The 21,396-nt window shown below is 67.5% G+C and carries 20 protein-coding genes; 7 read left to right on the forward strand and 13 right to left on the reverse strand.

Features of this window, described 5'->3' with window-relative positions:
* Positions 1 to 182 precede the first annotated feature (182 nt).
* The 3 genes from FV223_RS00440 to FV223_RS00450 all read right to left on the reverse strand — a co-directional run bounded on the left by FV223_RS00440 (position 183) and on the right by FV223_RS00450 (position 5,096).
* A complete protein-coding gene (locus tag FV223_RS00440) occupies positions 183 to 3,428 on the reverse strand; it encodes a CusA/CzcA family heavy metal efflux RND transporter (RefSeq protein WP_147724646.1) in 3,246 nt (1,081 codons plus the stop codon).
* A gap of 3 nt (positions 3,429 to 3,431) precedes the next feature.
* The gene (locus FV223_RS00445; protein ID WP_147724648.1) at positions 3,432 to 4,673 is read right to left on the reverse strand and encodes an efflux RND transporter periplasmic adaptor subunit; all 1,242 of its coding nucleotides are present in this window, start codon (positions 4,671 to 4,673) and stop codon (positions 3,432 to 3,434) included.
* 102 nt (positions 4,674 to 4,775) lie between these two features.
* Complete coding sequence (locus tag FV223_RS00450) at positions 4,776 to 5,096, reverse strand: hypothetical protein (protein ID WP_147724650.1); 321 nt, start codon at positions 5,094 to 5,096, stop codon at positions 4,776 to 4,778.
* Positions 5,097 to 5,217: 121 nt separating this feature from the next.
* On the opposite strand from FV223_RS00450, the gene FV223_RS00455 reads away from it, so the two are divergent.
* Complete coding sequence (locus tag FV223_RS00455) at positions 5,218 to 5,484, forward strand: metal-sensing transcriptional repressor (RefSeq protein ID WP_147018773.1); 267 nt, start codon at positions 5,218 to 5,220, stop codon at positions 5,482 to 5,484.
* Positions 5,485 to 5,495: 11 nt separating this feature from the next.
* The gene (locus tag FV223_RS00460) at positions 5,496 to 6,827 is read left to right on the forward strand and encodes an MFS transporter (RefSeq protein ID WP_147724652.1); all 1,332 of its coding nucleotides are present in this window, start codon (positions 5,496 to 5,498) and stop codon (positions 6,825 to 6,827) included.
* Between the two features lie 299 nt (positions 6,828 to 7,126).
* Here FV223_RS00460 and dmeF read toward each other — a convergent pair whose 3' ends face one another.
* Both dmeF and FV223_RS00470 read right to left on the reverse strand, forming a co-directional pair.
* Positions 7,127 to 8,404 carry a CDF family Co(II)/Ni(II) efflux transporter DmeF gene (dmeF, locus tag FV223_RS00465; RefSeq protein ID WP_147724712.1) on the reverse strand — a complete coding sequence of 426 codons (1,278 nt, stop codon included), beginning with the start codon at positions 8,402 to 8,404 and terminating at the stop codon, positions 7,127 to 7,129.
* A gap of 17 nt (positions 8,405 to 8,421) precedes the next feature.
* Positions 8,422 to 8,700: a metal/formaldehyde-sensitive transcriptional repressor gene (locus FV223_RS00470; protein ID WP_058191708.1), complete on the reverse strand. Its 279-nt coding sequence runs from the start codon at positions 8,698 to 8,700 to the stop codon at positions 8,422 to 8,424.
* Between the two features lie 92 nt (positions 8,701 to 8,792).
* On the opposite strand from FV223_RS00470, the gene FV223_RS00475 reads away from it, so the two are divergent.
* A complete protein-coding gene (locus tag FV223_RS00475; protein ID WP_147724654.1) occupies positions 8,793 to 8,990 on the forward strand; it encodes a DUF1289 domain-containing protein in 198 nt (65 codons plus the stop codon).
* A 167-nt stretch (positions 8,991 to 9,157) separates the two neighbouring features.
* Here FV223_RS00475 and FV223_RS00480 read toward each other — a convergent pair whose 3' ends face one another.
* The 5 genes from FV223_RS00480 to FV223_RS00500 are packed head-to-tail and all read right to left on the reverse strand — an operon-like array spanning position 9,158 to position 12,965.
* Positions 9,158 to 10,321, reverse strand: coding sequence for an MFS transporter (locus tag FV223_RS00480; protein ID WP_147724655.1), 1,164 nt, complete (start codon positions 10,319 to 10,321; stop codon positions 9,158 to 9,160).
* Positions 10,322 to 10,328: 7 nt separating this feature from the next.
* Entirely contained in the window at positions 10,329 to 11,624 is a 1,296-nt protein-coding gene (locus FV223_RS00485; protein WP_147724657.1) for an arsenic transporter, read from the reverse strand.
* Positions 11,625 to 11,660: 36 nt separating this feature from the next.
* Positions 11,661 to 12,086: an arsenate reductase (glutaredoxin) gene (gene arsC, locus FV223_RS00490; RefSeq protein ID WP_147724659.1), complete on the reverse strand. Its 426-nt coding sequence runs from the start codon at positions 12,084 to 12,086 to the stop codon at positions 11,661 to 11,663.
* The gene (locus FV223_RS00495; RefSeq protein WP_058191712.1) at positions 12,086 to 12,613 is read right to left on the reverse strand and encodes an arsenate reductase ArsC; all 528 of its coding nucleotides are present in this window, start codon (positions 12,611 to 12,613) and stop codon (positions 12,086 to 12,088) included. The genes arsC and FV223_RS00495 overlap by 1 nt, the downstream gene beginning before the upstream one ends.
* A complete protein-coding gene (locus FV223_RS00500; protein WP_187275995.1) occupies positions 12,606 to 12,965 on the reverse strand; it encodes a metalloregulator ArsR/SmtB family transcription factor in 360 nt (119 codons plus the stop codon). The genes FV223_RS00495 and FV223_RS00500 overlap by 8 nt, the downstream gene beginning before the upstream one ends.
* 50 nt (positions 12,966 to 13,015) lie before the next feature.
* On the opposite strand from FV223_RS00500, the gene arsH reads away from it, so the two are divergent.
* Complete coding sequence (gene arsH, locus FV223_RS00505; RefSeq protein ID WP_147724663.1) at positions 13,016 to 13,762, forward strand: arsenical resistance protein ArsH; 747 nt, start codon at positions 13,016 to 13,018, stop codon at positions 13,760 to 13,762.
* Between the two features lie 487 nt (positions 13,763 to 14,249).
* Here arsH and FV223_RS00510 read toward each other — a convergent pair whose 3' ends face one another.
* The 3 genes from FV223_RS00510 to FV223_RS00520 all read right to left on the reverse strand — a co-directional run bounded on the left by FV223_RS00510 (position 14,250) and on the right by FV223_RS00520 (position 16,000).
* Complete coding sequence (locus FV223_RS00510) at positions 14,250 to 14,678, reverse strand: helix-turn-helix transcriptional regulator (RefSeq protein ID WP_210247482.1); 429 nt, start codon at positions 14,676 to 14,678, stop codon at positions 14,250 to 14,252.
* 218 nt (positions 14,679 to 14,896) lie between these two features.
* Entirely contained in the window at positions 14,897 to 15,229 is a 333-nt protein-coding gene (locus tag FV223_RS00515) for a hypothetical protein (protein ID WP_147724665.1), read from the reverse strand.
* 15 nt (positions 15,230 to 15,244) lie between these two features.
* The gene (locus FV223_RS00520; protein WP_210247483.1) at positions 15,245 to 16,000 is read right to left on the reverse strand and encodes a hypothetical protein; all 756 of its coding nucleotides are present in this window, start codon (positions 15,998 to 16,000) and stop codon (positions 15,245 to 15,247) included.
* 738 nt (positions 16,001 to 16,738) lie between these two features.
* Here FV223_RS00520 and FV223_RS00525 point away from each other — a divergent pair.
* Genes FV223_RS00525 through FV223_RS00535 form a run of 3 tightly spaced genes read left to right on the forward strand, consistent with a single transcriptional unit; the run spans position 16,739 to position 21,372 of the window.
* Complete coding sequence (locus FV223_RS00525; RefSeq protein ID WP_147724669.1) at positions 16,739 to 17,401, forward strand: hypothetical protein; 663 nt, start codon at positions 16,739 to 16,741, stop codon at positions 17,399 to 17,401.
* A complete protein-coding gene (locus FV223_RS00530; RefSeq protein WP_147724671.1) occupies positions 17,398 to 18,003 on the forward strand; it encodes a hypothetical protein in 606 nt (201 codons plus the stop codon). Before FV223_RS00525 ends, FV223_RS00530 begins: the two co-directional genes overlap by 4 nt.
* Before the next feature lie 3 nt (positions 18,004 to 18,006).
* Positions 18,007 to 21,372 (forward strand): UvrD-helicase domain-containing protein, encoded by a 3,366-nt coding sequence (locus FV223_RS00535; protein ID WP_147724672.1) that lies wholly within the window; start codon positions 18,007 to 18,009, stop codon positions 21,370 to 21,372.
* Positions 21,373 to 21,396: the final 24 nt, after the last annotated feature.

A 21,396-nucleotide genomic window follows, 5' to 3' on the forward strand; every position in this document is an offset into this window, starting at 1 on the left:
AGATCCGTAAGACACTGGGGTGGGCCTCGGCGCAAGTCATGTAACTCCACCTCGCCGATAGCGTACGAAAGTGCTGCGCACGTTCAAGCGAATCGCCTCATGATTCTCGAAGCGAATCGAGCATTCCCGAAAAACTCGCTCCTGTCGTGAGATTGGCGGGCATCGGAATGGGTGAGGCGCATTTACTCGGCCGCCTCGACGGATCGTCGGTACATGCGTTCGGCCGGTTGCTGGATCAATGGCGCCTTCCCGAACCGCGTGTAGAGTGCCGGCAGGACGGCGAGGGTGAGCAGGGTCGCGCTGATTAAGCCGCCGATGACCACGGTCGCCAGCGGCTTCTGGACCTCCGCCCCCGTGCCCGTCGCAAGCGCCATCGGCACGAAGCCCAGCGCCGCGACGAGTGCGGTCATAACCACCGGTCGGAGCCGGGTCATCGCCCCCTCGCGAACGGCGGTCGGGACGGCGGCCCCATTGGCGACCAGTTGCTTGACGTGGTTGAGGAGCACGAGGCCGTTGAGCACCGCGACCCCGGACAGGGCGATGAACCCGACGGCCGCCGAGACTGAGAACGGCATCCCTCGCAGCCCCAGGGCCGCGACGCCGCCGGTGAGCGCCAACGGCACCGCGCTGAACACGATGGCCGCGTCACGGGCGGAGCCGAGCGCCCCGAGAAGCAGGATGAAGATCAGGGCGAAGCAGGCCGGCACCACGACCATCAGGCGCTGCCGGGCCGCCGTCAGGTTCTCGAATTGGCCGCCCCAGCGCACCTCGTACCCCGCCGGCAACGTCACCTCCTTGGCGATGCGTGCCTGCGCCTCCGCCACGAGCGAGCCGATGTCGCGACCGCGCACGTTGGCGGTCACCACGACCCGACGGCGTCCGTCCTCGCGGCTGACCTGGTTCGGCCCTTCGGTGAAGCTGAACGAGGCGACCTGGCGCAACGGCACGCTCGCACCCTCGGCCATGCCTGGCTTGGCCGGCAGCGGTACCGGCAGGTTCTTCAGCGCCTCGACGTCGCCGCGGATCGCGTCGGAGAGGCGGACGACGATCTTGAAGCGGCGGTCACCCTCGAACACGAGACCGGCGTCCTTGCCACCGATTGCCGTGCCGATGACGTCCTGAACGTCGGCGAGGCTGAGACCCCGCCGCCCGATCTCTCGACGGTCGATCTTGATATCCATGAACGGCAATCCGACCGCCTCCTCGACCTTCACGTCGGCCGCGCCTTCGAGCCCGCGCAGGATGCCGGCGATCTTGTTCGCGCCCTCGACCATCGGTCCGAATTCCTCGCCGGAGACCTTGACCGCAAGGTCGTCGCGGACGCCGGCGATGAGCTCGTTGAAGCGCATCTGGATCGGCTGGGAGAACCCGAGCAGGGTGCCGGGGATGAGCTTCGCCTCGGCCTCAAGCTGGCCGATCAGGGCCTCCTTGGTAAGGCTCGGGTCGGGCCACGCGGCCTGGGGCTTCATGATGAGGTAGGCGTCGCAGGCGTTGGGCGGCATCGGGTCGGCGGCGATGTCGGGGGTGCCGCATCGCGAAAAGACGAAGGCGATCTGCGGGAACTTGCTCATCGCCCGCTCGACGCCGAGCTGCATGGATTGGGACTGCGAGATCGAGGTCGACGGGATGCGCCGGGCCTCCATAACAATGTTCTTCTCGTCGAGGGTCGGCGCGAACTCCTGCCCGAGAGTCGTGAACAGCGCGCCCGCTAAGCCGAGCAGGACAACCGCGCCCGCGACGAAGGCCATTGGTACCCGGATCGCACCATCCAAGAGCGGGCGGTAGGCCGCCTTGATCCCCCGGATGAGGGCATTCTCGGATTCGCTCACGCGGCCGGTAACGAAGGTCGCGATCATCGCCGGCACGAACGTCAGCGACAGCACGAAAGCCGCCACCAGGGCTATTAGCACCGTCAGCGCCATCGGCGTGAAGGTCTTGCCCTCGACGCCGGTGAAGGTGAGGAGGGGCACGTAGACCAGGATGATGATGGCCTGCCCGTAGACGGTGGGCTTGATCATCTCCTCGGCCGAGACCCGGACCGTGGTGAGGCGCTCCTCCTGCGAGAGCTTGCGCCCGAGTTCGTGCTGGCGTTGCGCGAGGTGACGCAAGCTGTTCTCGGCGATGATGACCGCGCCGTCGACGATGAGGCCGAAGTCGAGGGCGCCCAGGCTCATCAGGTTGGCGCTGATGCGGCCGGCGAGCATGCCGGTGGCGGTGAGCATCATGGCCACCGGAATGACCAGGGCCGTGATGATGGCCGCGCGGATGTTGCCGAGCGCCAGGAACAGCACGGCCACGACGAGGAGCGCCCCCTCGGCGAGGTTCTTGGCCACCGTCCTGATCGTAGCGTCGACGAGCTCGGTCCGGCTCAGCAGGGTCCGCGCCACGATGCCCGGCGGCAGCAGCCTGTTGATCTCGGTGATCTTGGCATCGGCCGCGGCCGACACCGTACGGCTATTGCCGCCGATCAGCATCAGGGCGGTGCCGAGCACCACCTCGCGTCCGTTCTCGCTGGCCGAGCCGGTGCGGAGTTCGCGCCCGATGGTGACGTTCGCGACGTCCCGCACCAGGATCGGGACCCCGGCGCGGGTGGCGACCACGATCTCGGCGATCTCGCCGATGTTCTCGATTAGGCCGCCGGCCCGGACGATGTAGCCCTCGCCGTTGCGCTCGACGTAGTTGGCCCCGCGGGTGGCGTTGTTGGCCTCGATGGCGTCGGCCACGTCCTTGAACGACAGCCCGTAGCCGACGAGCCTCATCGGGTCGGGCTGGACCTGGTATTCCTTGACGTAGCCGCCGATCGCGTCGGCGCCGGCGACTCCCGACACGCTCTTCATCTGCGGACGGATGATCCAGTCCTGCACCGTGCGGAGGTAGACGGTGCGACGGAAGTCGTCGGAAAGGCGCTCGCCCTCGGGCGTCAGGTAGCTGCCGTCGGTCTGCCAGCCGGGCTTGCCGTCCCGGACGGGCGCCCCTTCGCCGGGCGGAAGGTACTCGACCGCCCACCAATAGATCTCCCCAAGGCCGGTGGAGATCGGCCCGAGCTTGACCTCGACCCCCGGCGGCAGGCTCCCGCGCACCTCGACGAGGCGCTCGTTGACCTGGGCGCGGGCGAAGTAGACGTCGACCTTGTCGCTGAACACGGCGGTGAGCTGGGCGAACCCGTTGCGCGAGAACGAGCGCATCGTCTCCAGACCAGGCGTCCCGGCGAGGGCTCTCTCGATCAGCACCGTGACCTGCTTCTCGATCTCCACCGGCGTCAGGGATGTGGCGACGGCGTTGATCTGGACCTGGTTGTTGGTGACGTCTGGCACGGCATCGATGGGGAGCCGGGCCAGCGACCACGCACCGAGGGCGGTGGCGATGAGGGTCACCAGGATGACCGCGTAGCGGTTGGTGACGGAGAAGGCGAGGACCGGGCGGATCATGGCTCAGTCCTCCGCCGCGCCCTTGCCGAGCTCGGCCTTCAGAATGAAGCTGTTGGCGACGACGATGACGTCGCCGGGCGCCAGCCCGGTGGTGACCTCGATGCTCCCGTCGTCGGATCGCCCAACTCCGACGGGTCTCGCCTCGAAGCCGCCCTCGACCTTCACGAACACGATCGGCTTGCCCGCGATGGTCTGGATCGCCGCGGACGGGACGAGGTTGCGCACCGGCTTGTCGGAGACGGCGATCTCGGCCGAGACGAAGGACCCGGGCCGCCAGTGTTCGTCGGGGTTTGGCAACTCGGCCACGACGCGGGCGGCGCGGGTGTTCTGGTCGAGGACCGGACCGATGAAGACGATCCTGCCCTCGGCGCGCTCGTCGGTCGCCTGGGTCCACACGGTGACCGTCTGGCCCTCGCGGGCCAGAGGCAGGTCGCCCGGAGAGACCGCGAGGTCGACCCAGACCTGGGCAAGGTTCACGACGCTGTAGAGCTCGGTCTCCAGGTTGTCGCGTCCGACCGCGGCGCCGAGGTCGACCCGCCGTTCGACGATCCTGCCTGCGATGGGGGATCGGATCTCCTGCCGCTCGAACTGCGCCGCCGGAAGGGTGGGCAGGGCCTCGATCTCGGCGGGGCTTAAGCCGAGGAAGGTGAGCTTGCGCCGGGCGGAGTCCACCTTGACCTTGAGCTCCTCGTAACTCGCCTGGGAGCGCAGGTACTGCTGCTCGGACGAGATGCGCTTGTCCCAGAGCGACTGATCACGCTCGTACAGGGTCTTCTGCAGGCCGGCCGAGAGACGGGCGGCGAGGTACTCGCTCTTGGTGTCGGCGATCTCGCGGCTGTCGAGTAGGGCGACGACCTCACCCTTGGCGACCCGGTCCCCAAGCCCCTTGCGCAGTTCCGCCACCGTCCCTTGCGTCTTCACCGCGATGCGGGCGGTGTTGTTGGCGCTCGGGACGATGGTGCCCGGTACGTGGAGATGGCGGGCGAGCCGGCCGCCCTGGACGGCGTCGGTGCGGATGCCCGCCTTGACGATCTGGTCCTGGGTCAGGCGAACGAGGCCCGGCTCCTCAGGCTTCGGTGCCGCCGCCGGCATCGGCGCAGGGCTGCCGGTGGCGGAGGGAGAGGCTGGGAGAAGGCCGCTTTGCGCAAGGCGCGACCGGAGGGCGTCCGGTGCGCCCGGCCAGACGGTCGCGATCAGGAAGCCGCCGCCGGCGGCCCCCAGGACGAGGAGGGTACGTTTGAACATGTCGATGCCATGAGCCATCGCCGCCGGGTGCCGCCGAATGGCGGGTCCTGGGAGCGCAGGTGCGTTGGAGGAAAGGGCCCGACGTCGCCGGGCGGCCCTGCCTCAGCCCCTGGGTGGCTCGAACGGCGCCCTGCCTTCGCGACCGACCCTGGCTCGGTCGTGGACGGCCCGGAACCGGACGTCGGCGCCATTCACGTTCGTGGGCATGGCGGACGGATAGGCGGTCGCCAGGGTCTGGGCGTGGGAATGCGCGTGATGGGCGAGGTCGCCCGGACCGGAACCGTCGGGACCATGATCGTCATCGTGGTCGTCGTGATCGATCGCGTGGAAGGCGTGGAAGGCTTGGGTATGGGCGGCCGCGCTGTCGCCGCGCGCTTCCGCGACCAGCGGCATCACCGAGGTCGCGATCAGCACGAGTGCCACGAGCACTGCCAGGAACCGCCCGATCCGACCCACCCTCGACGCCACGCCTCCACCCGATGCAGCCGCACCGGGGCCGCAAATCCGTCTTCCCACATCCCACCCGGGGGGATAGGATGTCATCATGCAGCACGCGTCGCATCCCGATATCGTCAAGCGCCTCAAGCGGGCCCATGGTCACCTCGCCGGCGTCATCGCCATGATCGAGGAGGGGCGACCTTGCGTGGACCTCGCCCAGCAACTCCATGCGGTCGAGAGCGCGATCACGAACGCGAAGCGCGTGCTGATCGAGGATCACATGGAGCATTGCCTGGCGGACGGCGTCGGGCACGGGGGTAAGTCCGCCAAGGACGCGCTGTCCGAGTTCAAGGCGATGGCGAAGTACCTCTAGGACCCGACGCCATGCTCGCCGTCCTTTCGAACCGGACCTACCGGCATCTCTTCGCCGCGCAGGTCATCGCCCTCATCGGCACCGGCCTTCTCACCGTCGCCCTGGGGCTACTGGCTTACCGGCTGGCCGGGGACCGGGCCGGTGCCGTGCTCGGAACCGCCCTCGCGATCAAGATGGTCGCCTACGTCGTGGTCGCGCCCGTGGCAGGCGCCTTCACAGGGCAATTGCCGCGACGGGCCTTCCTGGTGGCCACGGACCTCGTCCGCGCCGCCATCGCGTTGATGCTGCCCTTCGTCGATCAGGTCTGGCAGATCTACGTTCTGATCTTCGTCCTGCAATCGGCCTCGGCAGCGTTCACCCCGACCTTCCAGGCGACCATCCCGGACATCCTGCCGGACGAGCGCGACTACACCCGCGCCCTGTCGCTCTCCCGCCTCGCCTACGACCTGGAGAACCTGCTCAGCCCGACCCTGGCGGCCCTGCTGCTGACGGTCATCAGCTACAACTGGCTGTTCGGGGGCACCGTCGTGGGCTTCCTGTGCTCGGCGGCCTTGGTGGTCTCTGTGACCCTGCCGGTGGCCACCCGGTCCGACCGGCAAGGTGGCGTCTACGACCGCACCACGCGGGGCCTACGGATCTACCTGGCGACCCCACGCCTGCGCGGCCTGCTCGCCCTGAACCTCGCGGTCGCCGCCGCCGGGGCGATGGTCATCGTCAACACCGTGGTGATCGTTCAGGCCCTGCTCGGACGTCCCCAGGACGACGTCGCCATCGCCCTCGGGCTCTTCGGGGGCGGCTCGATGATCGCGGCCCTGGTGCTGCCGCGGGTGCTCGACCGCCTGTCAGACCGTGGCGTCATGCTGCCGTCCGCGGCCTTCCTTGGCGTCGTCCTCGTCGGGGTCGCGGCCCTGACCTGGGGCGGGGCCATCGGCTGGCCGGTGCTGCTCGGGACCTGGCTCGCCCTCGGGATCGGCTACTCCGCCGCCCAGACCCCGACCGGCCGCCTGCTGCGTCGCTCGGCGAGCCCCGAGGACCGGCCGGCGGTGTTCGCCGCACAGTTCGCGCTCTCGCACGCGTCGTGGCTCGTGACCTACCCACTGGCAGGCTGGCTCGGCGCCACCGTCGGGATGCCGGCGACCCTTGCGGTCCTGGGTGCGCTGACCGTCGCGGGGGTCGTGGCAGCCGCCCTGATGTGGCCCGCCTCCGACCCGGACGTCGTCGCCCACGCCCACGGGGATCTCGATCCGTCACATCCGCACGTCCAAGGGGTCGGTCACTGTCGGCACGAGCACGCGTTCGTCATCGATGACCTGCACCGGCAGTGGCCTGCCAGGGCGGGTTGAGACCGGGCTATAATCGGGTGGGGCTTTACCCCGTTCGGCACGGTCGTCCCCTTTGATAGAGGCGCTCCGAGCCTCGCGACGAAGCGTGATTTCGCGAGTCGCCGATTCCGACGACCGCAATTTTTCTCAAGGCGGCACTTGGCCACTCATCGGAGGCGGTCTCGTTGCCGGGCACCGAGGCTGCGAACGGACCGAGAGGGACCGTCTCGGCGGTTGGACCGAATGTCGCCCCTGCCGGGGCAGCACGGGGGCCTCCGAGAAGTCCGAGACGTGTCAGCGAGACGGAAGGCGCAATGCCTCTATCCGCGCGGCACCATACGGATCTCGACCGTGAGGTGGGACAGGTTTCCGAACGGCGCGAGAAGGTGACGATAGAAGTCCGGCCCGCGCGCCTGTGCCGTGGCAACCGAGACGATGGCGCCGAGGTGACCGGGGCCCAACCGCCACACGTGCAGGTCGGCGACGCGGTCGCCCTGTTCCTCGATGACGCTCCGCACCTTCCGGACGAGACCCTGATCGGGCTGCATGTCGAGAAGGACCCCACCCGTGTCCCGTACCAAGGTGTAGGCCCAACTCGCGATCACGACCGATCCGATGATGGCGGCCACGGGATCCATCCAGGTCCAACCCAGGAAGCGGGCGAGCAAAAGGCCGCCGATCACCAGCACCGAGACGGCGGCGTCGGCCACCACGTGCACCACGGCCGCTCGCATGTTGTTGTCCCGGTGCATGGCGCCGTGATGCCCATGCGCATGCTCCTCGAAGGTCACGGACCCGGCCCGTTCCGATCCCGGGAAGCACAGGGTCGCCTCGAAGGCGTGGGGCTCTGGGATCATCTCGATGCTCTCGACGACGTCGCCCTTGCGGGTCATCGCGAAAGTCTGCCGCGTTCCGTCCGGACGCACCGTTTCGATGGTCATGGCCTCGACCGGGGCGAGGGACTCCGCACCCTGCGCTGTCAATCGGAAGCGTGGCGGCACGCCGTCCTCGTGGATCTCCAGGCCGAACGTCTCCGTCGGTGTCACGATGGTCCGCGCCGCGTCGTCATGGTCTTCGTGACCATGCTCGTGGCCGTGATGATGTCCGTGGCCGTGGTCGTGGTCGCTTCCCAGGAGCCAGACGCTGGCGAGGTTCACGCCGAGGCCGAGCACTGCGATGGCGATGGTCTCGTTGTAGTCGATGGCCACGGGCTCGATGAGCCGGAGCACCGCCTCGTAGGCGATCAGCAGGGCGATCATCGCGAGCACGATGGCGCTGGTGAACCCGGCGAGGTCTCCGAACTTACCCGTCCCGAAGGTGAAGCGGTCATCGTCGGCATGCCGGCGTGCATAGCGATAGGCCATTGCGGCGAGCAGGAGGGCCCCCGCATGCGTCGACATATGCAGGCCGTCGGCGACGAGGGCGATGGAGCCGAACAGCATGCCGCCGACGATCTCGGCGGCCATCATGACACCGCAGAGCGCGATGACGGCCCAGGTCCGGCGCTCGTTGCGGTCATGACCTTCGCCGAGAAAGATATGTGAGTGACCGTGGGCCTCGGCCGGGGCGGAGGGAGCGTGCCCCGGGTTTGCGTGCATCATGTCCATGCGGGATCTCACTTCAGGTAGGTGCGGATGACCTCGATCAGCTCGGACGCACCCCTGGCACGGTTCGGATCGGGTTCGTGTGCGGGATCGACGACGTGATGGCGGATGTGCTCCTCCATCAGTTCGGAGGTCAGTCCGTTGATGGCCCCGCGCATCGAGGCGACCAGCATAAGGACGTCGGAGCAGCCGATCTCCGCCTCCAGGGCGCGCTCGACGGCCTCCGCCTGTCCCTTGATCCGGCGCACGCGCGCCAAGAGCTTGGTCTTGTCCTTGACGGTGTGGGCCATGACATCGGCTTCCTCGTTCCTCTAGTAACATAGGGGGCTACCCTATACATGTCGAGTGGCCGTTGGACGCACGTTTTCGGAAGGGCGCTCTCATGAGGAAGGACGATCCGTGCACGGGGGTCTGCCGCTTCGACGGCAGGACCGGGTGGTGCTTGGGATGCGGCCGCACCGTTCCGGAAATCCGTGCCTGGCGGAAGCTGACCCCCTTCAGGCGAACGGCGCTTGTCCGCGAGTTGCCTCGCCGCGTTTCACAGGTCGGCGAAGGCACGCTCGTGGATGGGGAAAGCTGACCCTGGCGGTCCTCGCGACCTCGCGCCTCGATGGCATTCAGGCATGGCCGATTTCTTCAAGCCGAGGAGCTTGCCCGGCCTGACGTGACAGGCCACACGGTCGTATCCATCCCGTCAGCGCACGGGAACTCCTACGTCGGTCGCCTATGGCCCTCGACGCGCGGCATCTATCCGTTGCGAAGGAGCGTGACCGCCAATCCGAGATTTGCCAGGGCGAGTATCAGCAGCAGGCCGTAGGCCACGTCCGGACCGCCATAAGCCAGCGCTAGGGCTCCGAGCGCAGGTGCCAGCGCCTGGGCGATCAGCCCGGGCCGGGCGAGGCGCCCGATCAGCACAGGGTAGCGAACCGGCCCGAAGAGGGCGAGCGGGACCGCACCACGGGCGATGGAGTAGATGCCGTTGCCGGCCCCATACAGGACCAGCGCGACGCCGACCGCGGGAAGGCCGGCCGCCAGGATGCCGAGGCCTAGGGACACCAGCGCCATGGCGGCGGCCAGCGTCCAGAGCGGATGGTGGCGGCCCTTGCCCGCCATCTCGACGAGACGGGCACCGACCTGTGCCGGTCCGATCAGCGCGCCGTACGTGACGGCGGAGGCCAGGGCCACGCCCCTCGCCTGGAGCAACGCGATCAGGTGCACGGAGACCATCGCCATCACGGTGCCCCCGAACACGAGGACGGCCGCCATCAGCAGGTAGGCCCGTCGCTCGCGGGCGGTGAGCGTGCCTCCGTCACGGCGCTCCCGAACGCTTCCGACGACCTTGGCCGGCATTGGCGGGATCATGAGGAGCGCCAGCGGCAGGGTCACCGTGATGTGCAGGCCGGCATAGGCGAGGCAGGTCCCACGCCATCCGATCCGCGCGACGAGGAAGGCCGAGAGCGGCCAGCAGACCGTGCTCGCGAACCCACCCCATAGGGTCAGCGTCGTGATGGCGGGGCGCGCGTCGGACCCGTAGAGGCGGCCGAGCGTCGCGAAGGCCGGATCGTAGAGGCCGCAGCCCATGCCGAGCCCGATCACGATCCAACCCGCGAGGTAGACCGGCAGGTTCGGTGCGCCGCCGAGGATGGCGAGCCCCACGGCGAGAAGCACTGCCGCCAGCGCAAGGACCGGTCGGCCCCCGTGCCGGTGGATGGCGAGCCCGACCCGTGGCGATGCGAAGGCCGCCGCCAGAAGGCCGACCGACAGGCCGCCGACCACCCAGGCCAACGGCCAACCCGTCCCGTCGGCGATGGGGCCGGCGAGCACCGCCGGCAGGTAGAACGAGGAGCCCCAGGTCAGGATCTGGATGACGCCAAGGGCCGAGATCACCGGCCAGCGGCGCGCCGGACCCATCGGATCGCTACCGGGCCCCGAGCACCGGCAGCCAGAGCGCCAGCGCTGCTAGGGTCACGAGGAGGACCGGCGGGGTGATGACGAGGCCGACCCGCATGTACTGGCCCCAGGTGATGCGCTGCCCCTTGGTGTCGAGGACGTGGAGCCAGAGCAGCGTCGCGAGGCTACCGATCGGCGTGAGCTTCGGTCCGAGGTCGCAGCCGATGACGTTGGCGTAGACCATCAGCTCGCGCATCAGGGGCGACAGGTCCGGGGCCTGTTGGATCGAGAGCGCGCCGACCAGCACGCTCGGCATGTTGTTCATCACCGACGACAGGATCGCGGCGGCGACCCCCGTGCCGATGGTGGCCACGAACGGTCCGTGACCCGAGAGCCAGGTCAGCCCCTGAGCCAGGTAGTCGGTCAGGCCGGCGTTCTTCAGGCCGTAGACGACGAGGTACATGCCGAGGCTGAACAGCACGATCTGCCACGGGGCTCCCGCCAGCACCTTGCGGATGGGGATCACCCGGCTCCGGTTCGCGAGACCGAGCAGGATCAGGGCACCGGCGCAGGTGACGACCGAGACCGGCACGCCGAACGGCGCCGTCACGAAGTAGGCGACCAGCAGCAGTCCGAGGAGCGGGAACGCCGCCCGGAACACGAGCGGGTCGCGGATCGCGTTTCGAGGCGCCTCCAACTCTCCGACAGGGTACGTTGCCGGCAGGTCGCGCCGGAAGAACAGCCACAGCACCACAAGGGTCGCCGCGAGCGAGACGAGGTTCACCGGCACCATCACCGCGGCGTAGCGGCTGAACGAGATGTCGAAGAAGTTCGCCGAGACGATGTTGACGAGGTTGGAGATCACCAGCGGCAGGCTGGTCGAATCCGCGACGAACCCGCAGGCGACGATGAAGGCCAGTGCCGCCGCCGGCCTGAATTCGAGGCGCAGCAGGATGGCCAGCACGATGGGCGTGAGCAGCAGCGCGGCGCCGTCATTGGCGAACACCGCGGCGATGGCGGCCCCGAGCAGGATCACCAGCGGGAACAGCAGGCGCCCCCGACCCCCGCCCCAGCGGGCGATGTGGAGCGCGGCCCAATGGAAGAAGCCCGCCTCGTCGAGCAGCAGCGAGATGATGATGAGCGCCACGAAGGTGAAGGTGGCGTCCCAGACGATGTGCCAGACCACCGGGACGTCACCGGGGCTGATGACCCCGGTGGCCAGCGCCACGGCGGCCCCGATCAGGGCGCTCCATCCGATCCCGAAGCCCTTCGGCTGCCAGATGACGAAGACGAGGGTGACCGCGAAGATGGCGAGCGCGAGCATCGGGACCGTTTCTTGTTCTTGGGGGCTTGGAACGGTTCAGGCGGTGGCGACGCGGCGCCCGTGCTCGTCGACGACGCGCTCGCCGTCCTCCTTGACGAACTCGCCCTGCTGGGCCGGCAGGAGGTCGAGGACCGCCTCGGAGGGGCGGCACAGGGAGACGCCCTTCGGGCTCACCACCAACGGGCGGTTCAGCAGGATCGGGTGCGCTTCGATGGCATCGAGAAGCCGGTCGTCCGTCAGGGCCATGTCGGCGAGGCCGAGCTCGGCGTAGGGCGTACCCTTCTCGCGGAGGAGGCCGCGCACGGTGAGGCCGGCACGCTCCGCGAGTTGGCGAACCAGGGTCCGGCTCGGTGGCGTCTTGAGGTACTCGATCACGTGGGGTTCGATGCCGGCGTTGCGGATCAGGGCCAGGGTGTTGCGGGACGTGCCGCAATCCGGGTTGTGGTAGATCACGACGTCCATCACGCGACCTCCGGACGGGGCGAGGTGTTGCCGGCCTGCTGGCCGATCTCGCGGACCCGGGCGGTCAGGGCGACTGCGTCGAGGCTCGCCATCGGCAGGGCGAGGAAGGCCGAGATCCGGTTCTTGAGGTAGCGCTGGGCGGTGACGAAGGCGGTCTTCCGCTCGATCTCGCTGCCCTCGACCGCGGCGGGATCCTCGATGCCCCAGTGGGCGGTCACCGGCTGGCCGGGCCAGAACGGGCAGGCCTCGCCGGCGGCGTTGTCACAGACGGTGAAGACGAAATCCATGACCGGTGCGTCCGGGCCGGCGAACGCGTCCCATGACTTCGAGCGAAGGCCCTTGGTGGGGTACTCGGACTCGCGCAGGACTTGGACGGCCATCGGGTTGACGTCGAGCTTGGGCTGGCTTCCGGCGGAGAATGCCCGGAAGCGGCCTTGGCCTTCCTTGGCCAGCATCGCCTCGGCGAGGATCGAGCGGGCCGAGTTGCCGGTGCACAGGAACAGGACATTGTAGACGCGGTCAGGCATGGGCGGTGTCTCCGGTGGGGGTGCAACAGGCGGCGAGCGCCGCGACGGCGGGGGCGCAGACCTCGGGACGCCCCTGGCAGCAATCGCGCATCAGGAACTGGATCAGGTCCGACAGGTCCGGGTAGGCGGCGCTGTAGATGATCGACCGGCCCTCGCGACGGGAGGCGACGAGGCCGGCGTGGCTCAGTTCCTTCAGGTGGAACGACAGATTGGTGCCGGACACGCCGACCGCCTCGGCCAGCATGCCGGCGGCCATGCCTTCCGGTCCGACGGTGACGAGGTGGCGCACGATGCGGAGCCTGTGTTCCTGCCCAAGGGCCGCGAAGGCAGCGACGGCTTGCCGTTCGTCCATCATGATGTCAATATCTCAATCATCGTTGAAACGTAGAGGATAGAAGCTCTTTGGACAAGCCCAAACAGCCCTTCGCCGACGGAATGCCGAACCTGAGCGAAGGACACTTCGTCGTTCCGACCACCGCAGACTTGCAGGTGGCCACGCTGTTCACCCATGCCCAGCGCTTCCTGATCCTGTACGGATCGCTCCGGGAGCGCTCGTTCAGCCGGTTTCTCGCCTACGAGGCCGCGCGCCTGCTAGAGGCGATGGGCGGCGAGGTCCGGATCTACGACGCGCACGGCCTGCCGCTGCCCGACGACACCACCGCGGATCACCCCAAGGTGCAGGAGCTGCGAAACCTCTCGATCTGGTCGGAGGGGCACGTCTGGGTCAGTCCCGAGCGTCACGGCGCCATGACCGGGGTGATGAAGAGCCAAGTCGACTGGCTCCCGCTGTCCGAGGGGTCGGTACGACCGACGCAGGGACGGACCCTGGCGGTGATGCAGGTCTCGGGCGGGTCGCAATCGTTCAACGCCGTGAACGGCCTGCGCATCCTCGGGCGCTGGATGCGGATGATCACCATCCCCAACCAGTCGTCGGTGCCGATGGCTTACAAAGAGTTCGACGAGGCTGGCCGGATGAAGCCGGGACCGCTGTACGACCGCGTCGTCGATGTCTGCGAGGAGCTGTGCAGGTTCACGCTGCTGACCCGCGAGCGATCCGTCTACCTCGTCGACCGGTATTCCGAGCGCAAGGGGCGCGTGTCCGACCGGCTGGACGCCGTGGCGGCCGATATTGGGTTCGCGAAGGCCTGAAATTCCCTCTGCACCGGCTTATTCGCGATGGTGTCGGGAAAATTGGCAATGTACACGGCGAAGCTCACGGCATTCGATACGACTGTGACCATCCGTGGGTCCGCGATGCCGGTGTTCAGGATAGCCCCGTTCTGCTTCGCCGCCCCCCCATGGAACTGGAATTCGTTGTCCTTCATGGTCGGACCGAACCGCGTCGATGACGGCGCTGCTGCGGTGTGCGGTCGTCAAGGCCGTCGACAAGTGCTCTCCACCGAAACTTACAACACGATGGCGCCTCGTCCTTCACGTTGCCCCGTATTGCAATGAGAGGGGGCATACCTGCTGCGGCCGAGGATGCGTTCACTGGTGCGTAGCCAGACAGGGCGCTACCGGGATTGCCAACGACCGTCGAAGGGCGAACCGATGAGCCACGACCCGACGATGCAAAGTCGAGGAGGGGTTCGTGAGCGAGCGTCAGGATCCGCAGCCCGATAAATCTGCGAAGATTTTATTCGTTTTCATTCATCAGGTTCACGGCGGCGAACAGCAGCTTACGGAACACCTCCGAGTGATTGGAGGCCTCCTGGACAAGGACCAACAGATCGGGCGGCTTGGACCCGGCATCTCCAAGAGCGTCGTCGACGAAACGCCTGATGGCAGCCCTCAAGGCGGGTCGGGGGTTCTGTCCGGCGGAAAGCAGCTTGGAAACCGTTGATTGGCTGGTTCCCAGAACGCGCGCCAGCCCGGTCTGGGACAGGCCGCGATCCCGACGCGCGCGTTCGAGGGTCGTCGCGACGAAGTCCGGATGGACGCCGGAAGGCATGGCACGACACACCTTCCGGGTTTTCAACAGGCCCGTGCCGCGTTCCAGCGAAATCTGTTCCAGCTCGGCGTGGACGCCGCCCATATCCTGGCGAACCTGGAAGGGGTTCGCCATTCAATGCCTTGGCAACATCGCCTTCGCATCGGGCTTGGCGCAGCGTTGTAGACCCGCGCCGAGGCTCCGTTCACGAGCCCGGGATCGGCCACTGCCCCGGTACGGTCGGGAGAGATGTACCGGGGCGGGCGGCGCGGTCGCGTCGTCATCCTTGGCACGGCCGGCGCCATCCGTCCGTTGGGCGCCCTCAACCTTCCGCCCGCATCGCGGGACGGCACTCAGAACCAGAAGGCCTCGTCCTCCTCGTGGGAGATGGCGCGCGCCACGGAACCTACCTGCCCCAGGATGAACTCGCCTAGCTCGTCGTGGTCGAACTCGACATCGAGCAATGTCGAGTCGGAGTGGTTTTCCCGGTCGGGTCCCGAGACATCGCCCCCCCGGACATCCGCGTCCGTGTAGGGACGGACCCCACCCCTCGTCCGGTCGCGGGCCGTCCTGGGGCTTGCACGGGAGGCGCGTTCGTTCTTCCGCCGCCAGGCGGGACGGCGTGCTGCGCCGCCGGTCGATCCGGGTGAGGCCTGCTCGAAGTCGGTCTTGGTACGGGCGTTCATGGGAAACTCCTTGGCTTAGGCGATGGCGATGGCGGAGCGAGGGCAGTTTGCGGCATGGCGGACGGTCGCCGGCGGCGGTCGGACGGTTCGGTTTCCGACCGACCGGGTCGGGTTCAGCGAGCCACGTCGGTCTGGCCGACGGTTCGCAGCAGCCATGCGGCGGCGGCTGTCTGTCGGTGCCCATCTCAGCCCGGGGCCGCGGTCGAGGTCGTCGGCGAGGTCGAGCAGGTCTTCCCGAAGCACGGTTTCCGCGTCGGTCAGCGTCGTGGACGTGCCATCCGCCGCGAGCAGGTTCGCGACCTCTGCGGGATCGAGGCTCGGCGCGTAGGGGTCGTCCGCCGCGATGCGCAACGCGGCCGCAAGGCCGACGGCGCGCCGATGAAGGCCACCGCACCGGCAGCCGCGCCTGATCTCGGCTGCCTCGTAAGGCCGCAGCATCGTCATCCGCACCGGGAGCGTATGAGGTGGATCGTGCCGAGAACGACCGGTCGCGGAGAGCAGCCAAGGCGGTGCCAGGGTTGCTGTCCGGGACGTGCATTCCGCTGTCATCGCCCGGAAGGCGCCGTCGCGGGCGACCAGGCTGGGACCGAACGCGATCACCGCGAGGTCGATGCGGCTCCGGACGCTGACGTTACCCAGCTGTGCCAGGGGCAACGCGACCATCAGGTGCCGTCCCGACGCCGTGGCCGCATCGAGGTAGTCCGGGATCGCATCGGCGAGGGCGTTGCTGCCGGCCAGGACGCCCGGCGCCCCTGGATCATGGCCATTCAACCCTCCACTCGCGAGGAGAGCCGCCTGGCTAGCCGACATGTCGTCGGCAAAAAACCCGATGTTCATGACGAAGGTCCCGTTTGTCGATCCGTGCTTCTGCGACACGGTGGAATTATACCCCACAGGGGTATATTGGCCAAGCGGCTTCTCTAGTGACTGGAGGTTCGTCGTGGGAAGTGGTAAACCATTCCCTGGGCTTGGTCCGATGGGACGGACCGTCGTAATGCTATCGACAAACCGTGGCGGAAGGCTCGAACCTTATCCAATGGATCCTTCGTGCGGCTTGATCAGATGTCCTAGTTACAAACGATAGTGAAAAGCGGTGTCGTACTCCGAAAATTGCATCCCGTTCGGTATTGGCGAACTTCGCGCCGCGCTCTCGCACGAATGAAGTCGAACCGCTGTCGAACGAGATCGGTCAATGATCTTTGCAACGAACCGACCTTATTGCGGTGACGATCCCCCCGGCAACCGCTTCGATCGTAATCTGCTGCCGTGTTCGTATAAGACCGAGGACACCCCAGGTATGGGGAATGCTTTCCGTCCCTTGGAGCACGCACGAAAGCATGCGAACTTAAAGTTGATGCGGGCCCACGATAAGGACCCGCATCCGCCCTGGACGTGTGTACCCCGTGACAAGCGGGTGAGCTTCTACCGCACCGATTCTGATCGTCCCCATTACCGGATCGACGCCTGCGCGTACGCTGAAGAAGCAGACGCCCTACGAGGAAATGCCAGTTGCAGGACCAGGAACACGGCTCGGAGGGCGTGGACAGGGAGGATTGGCTCGATCGCATCAATCGGAACGACCTCCGTTCGGCGAAGCCTCAGGCCATCGTGGCGGCCTGTCGCCGTCTGAATCCCGAGCGGGACGTTTTGCTGCGCGGAAGGTTGCTCGACCATCTCGTCAAGCTCGCGACCGATCACTTGGCGTTGCGGGTCGACCGGCAACTGCCGAACGAGGGGCGTGATGCCATCGGGGAAGTCGTCGGGAACATGGTCGCTTCGATCATCGACCCGGATGCCGCCGACGGCCGCGGTTTCGAGCACTCGTTCATCAACAAACTGGAACATCGGCTGATCGATCACGTGCGCAGATGGCGACGGGAGACGGTGGTCATCGAGCCACAATTATCGGACGAGGTAACGGGGCATGCGCTCGAAACGCCGGATGGATACGGTCTGAGCCCGGAGGATGAGGCGATGGCGCAAGACATCGTCGCGGGTCTGCCCGACAATTACAGAAAGGCTTTCCTGCTCAGGAGGGCGGGCTTCGCCTACGACGCGGCAAGCCGAAGCGAAAGCATTGCGGCCATGCTGGACGTAACCCCGAAAACGGCGAAGGCATGGGTCGAGAAAGCCCACGCCCTGATCCATCATCAACTGGGCATCGGACGATGACCGTGACCGATCATGAGCTCGACGACATGCTCTTCCGCTTCCATTGCGAGGCGACGGAAAAAACGGTGACGCCTACTCTCGTCGCGAGGTGGACCGCAGCGTATCCGCACTATGCCGAGGATATCCGGGAGCATGCCGTGGAGCTCCTCGACATGAGCTTCCGGGCTTCGGCGAACGAGGCGGCAACCTCGGCCGGCCGATCCCCGGCACGGCTTGAGGCGGTGACGGTGTCGATCCCCGAGATGACGTCCGGGACGGCCCCGTCGACGCTGCGTGAGGCGCTGCGGACCGTGGGCCTGACGCTGCGCGATTTCGCCGACGGCATCGACATCGCCCGCTCGATCGTCACGGACGTCAACGACGGCGAGATCGTCAAGGAGACCATTCCGCGTCGTTTCCTGCGGATCGGAGCCGCTCGCGCGGGAACCGCCACGGATTGGTTCAAGACGGTCGTCATGGCGACGAACGACAAGGGAGAGCGTCCGGCCTTCAAGTCGACGGGCGATCCCCTGCCGGGGCGACAACGCACGTGGGAGGAGGCCATCAGGGATACGGACATGGATGAGGACCGGATGGCGTTCTGGCTCTCGGACGAGGGCTGAACCGTGGATCCCTGGCGTGATATCCGCCTGAAGGCCCGCCGACGCCACGCCGAGGCTTGCGAGGTCGCGACGGCCCGGACCGCCGAAGCCCTCGTCAAGGCGGCGCTGAAGATCGCCAAGCTGCAGGTCAGTCGGTTCGCACCCGGGACCCGATATGCCGTCGGCGTGCTCGGTGCCTTGGACCGCAGCGGCGGCTTCGTCCGGCTTGCATCCAACCTCGACGCGCATCAGAGGGTTATCGTGTCCGCCCACGAGATCGGGCATTTCTGGCTGCACGACGAGACGGCCTTCATGGTCCGGTCTACCGTCTCGGGTTTCGGCGGCCGCCCTGTCGAGACCGGCGCAGACCGGGTCGTGGCCTACTCGCCCCGGCAACGGATGGAGGTGCAGGCCGACATCTTCGCCCAGGAATTTTTGCTGCCCTCCGAGCTTCTTCACGAGATGATGGTCGCCCAGCGGAAGCGCCCCCAGGACATCGCCGCGGAGTTGGGGCTTCCCGTCGACTTCGTCAGGATGCAGGCGATCCGGGCGCTGCTACTGCCGCCCTTGGCGCCGCCGCCGGAGCGGTCCGTCGGCCCGAGGGCGCCGCTTCCGCCGGATCCGCAACAGCTTGAGGCGGCACGCTGGGACGAACGGCCCCTCATCCTCGACGCCGGGCCCGGCACCGGAAAGACGCGCACGCTGATCGCCCGGATCGAGTTCCTGCTCGCCGCAGACGTACCTCCGTCGGCCATCCTCGCGCTCACCTTTTCGAACAAGGCGGCGGCGGAGATGATCGAGCGCATCGAGATCCTGGATCCGGTCGCCGCCCCGATCATCTGGGTGGGCACCTTCCATGCCTTCGGCCTCGAACTTCTGCACCTCTATCATCGCGAGGCCGGGCTGCCGCAGGCGTTCGAGGTTCTCGACGAGATCGGCGCCCTCGCCATGCTTGAGCGGCTGTTGCCGACGCTCGGGCTCCGTCACTTCCAGAATCTTTGGGATCCGACCCTGGAGCTGCGGCCGATCCTGCGCGCGATCTCGCGCGCGAAGGACGAGATGGTGACGGCCGAGGCATACGGGCTCGCGGCGGCCGCTTCCCTCGACGCCGCTTCCACGCCGGAGGAACGCGAACGCGCCGAGAAGGCGATGGAGGTCGCGCGGGTCTATCGGGCCTACCAGGCCGAGCTTGAGCGCAGCCACGCCGTGGACTTCGGGGACCTGGTCTGGACGGCCGCGCGGTTGCTGGCCGAAAACCCGAAGATCCGCGAAGCGGTGCGCGGAAAGCACCGCTTCGTCCTTGTCGACGAATACCAGGACGTGAACTACGCCAGCACCGCGCTCCTCGAACAGATCAGCGACGGCGGGCTGCGGGTCTGGGTCGTCGCCGACCCGAGGCAATCCATCTACCGCTTCCGCGGCGCCGCGCCGGCGAACGCAGCGGAGTTCACGGAGCGCTACCCCGACGCGGAACGTCGTCAGCTCAAGACCAACTATCGGTCATGCGAGACGGTGGTGCGCGTCTTCGAGACCTACGGGGCCGGCATCGCGGCGGCCCCCTTGCCGGCTGTCAGCTGGAAGGCCCATCGGGGCAAGGTCGGGTTCGTCGATCATGTCACGGCTCCCGACCTCTACTCCGAGGCCCATGCCGTGAGGGACCAGATCGAGCGCCTGCGCGAGCAGGGCATCCCCTATGACGAGCAGGCGATCCTGAGCCGCACCCATCTCTGCCTCGCGCGGTTCTCGCGCATCCTGCAGGAACTAGGCGTGCCCGTCCTCTATCTGGGCGATGTGTTCGAGCGACCCGAGATCCGGGACCTGCTCGCCCTCGTCTCCCTCGGCGCTGACCCCGCCGGGGCGGGCCTGATCCGGGTCGCCCGATTTCCCGAATACGGGGCGACCCGCGACGACGCGCTCCTGGTCATCGCGGCGGCGCATGCGGCCGAGGAGGACGTCATCACGACCTGCGGCCGTGCCGCGGACCTGCCGGGTATCTCGGAGCGCGGCCGACGGGGCCTCGGCCTTCTCGCCGAACACCTGGCGGGCACGGCGTGGAAGACGACCGCCTGGAAGCTCCTGTCCAGCTATCTCTTCGACACCAGCGACTATCTGAGGCCCCTGCTGGAAGCGAACGACGTCCGTTCGCGGCAATCCCTTATCGCGATCTATCAGCTCCTGAAGTTCTGCCGGGAGCACCATGACGCGAACGACGGGCGCGGCGGCCGCAAGGTCTTGTTGAACGAGATCCGCCGCCTCGAACGCCTGGACGACGACAGGCAGTTCAGGGTCGTGCCCCCCGAAGCCGACGGGATATCGGCGGTGCGCGTGATGACCATCCACGGGTCCAAGGGACTGGAGTTCCGGGCCGTGCACCTGCCGCAGGTCGCCACCCGATACGTCCCGGGGCAACGACGACCGACGACGTGCCCCGCCCCGGCGTCGCTCGAACGCCTCCAGACGCCGCCGGAGGATCATGCGGCGGAGGAGGAATGTCTGTTCTTCGTCGCGCTGTCCCGCGCGCGCGACGTCATGACCGTGAGCAACGCGAAGCGCTACACGGAGAAGCAGACCTGTAATCCGTCGCGCTACCTCGGGACGATCGGTGGCGTCCTCCCGCCGGCGCGGCTCGCCCCCGCCCGTTCGCCGTCGGTGGGTGTCGCGACCCTGGCACCGCCGGAACCCAGGGCGGAATACGAGTTCCGGCATCTCGAAACCTACATGAAATGCCCGGCCAGGTATCGTTACGAGCATGTCGACGGGCTGGGCCACCTGGCTGAGAGGAGCGGGTATCTCCGCTTCCATGGATGCGTTCGCCAGACCGTCGCCTGGATCTGCGAGGGCGTCGCGAAGGGTGACGTCGTCACCCCCGAGGCCGCGGTCGCGCATCTGATGGAGATCTGGCCGAAGCGGGGCCCGACCGATCATCCGTTCGAGGCGATCTATCGAACGGAGGCGACGCGGATGGTCGAACGGTCCGCAACGGCCATCGACGCCCGGGAGGTGACCCTCGACAACGCTTGGACGGTCACGTTGGCCGGAAGGCGGATCGCGCTTCGACCGGACAGGGTGCTTCAGACGCCGTCGGGTACCATCGTCGCGCAACGCTTCAAGACAGGTAGGAAGACGAAGGGCGAGGCGGAGAAGCCTGTCTGGGAACTCCTTCAGGAAGCCAGCCGCCAGGGGTTCTCGGGCCGGGAGATCCGCCTTGAGGCGTTCTATCCCGCCGCTGGCGAGCGTGAGGTCATCGCCCCGAAAGGGGACGGGAAGGGGTTGGACAGGTTCGTCCGCGCCCTGGAGGGTATCGAGGCGGGCGACTTCAAGCCGATCCCGGCCAGGGAATGCCCGGACTGCCAGTTCTACTTCATCTGCACCTCGCAGGATTTTCTCTGACGCGATTACCGGATCGGGTGGTGG

Origin of the sequence: Methylobacterium sp. WL116 (genome assembly GCF_008039455.1) — a bacterium.
Classification (GTDB): domain Bacteria; phylum Pseudomonadota; class Alphaproteobacteria; order Rhizobiales; family Beijerinckiaceae; genus Methylobacterium.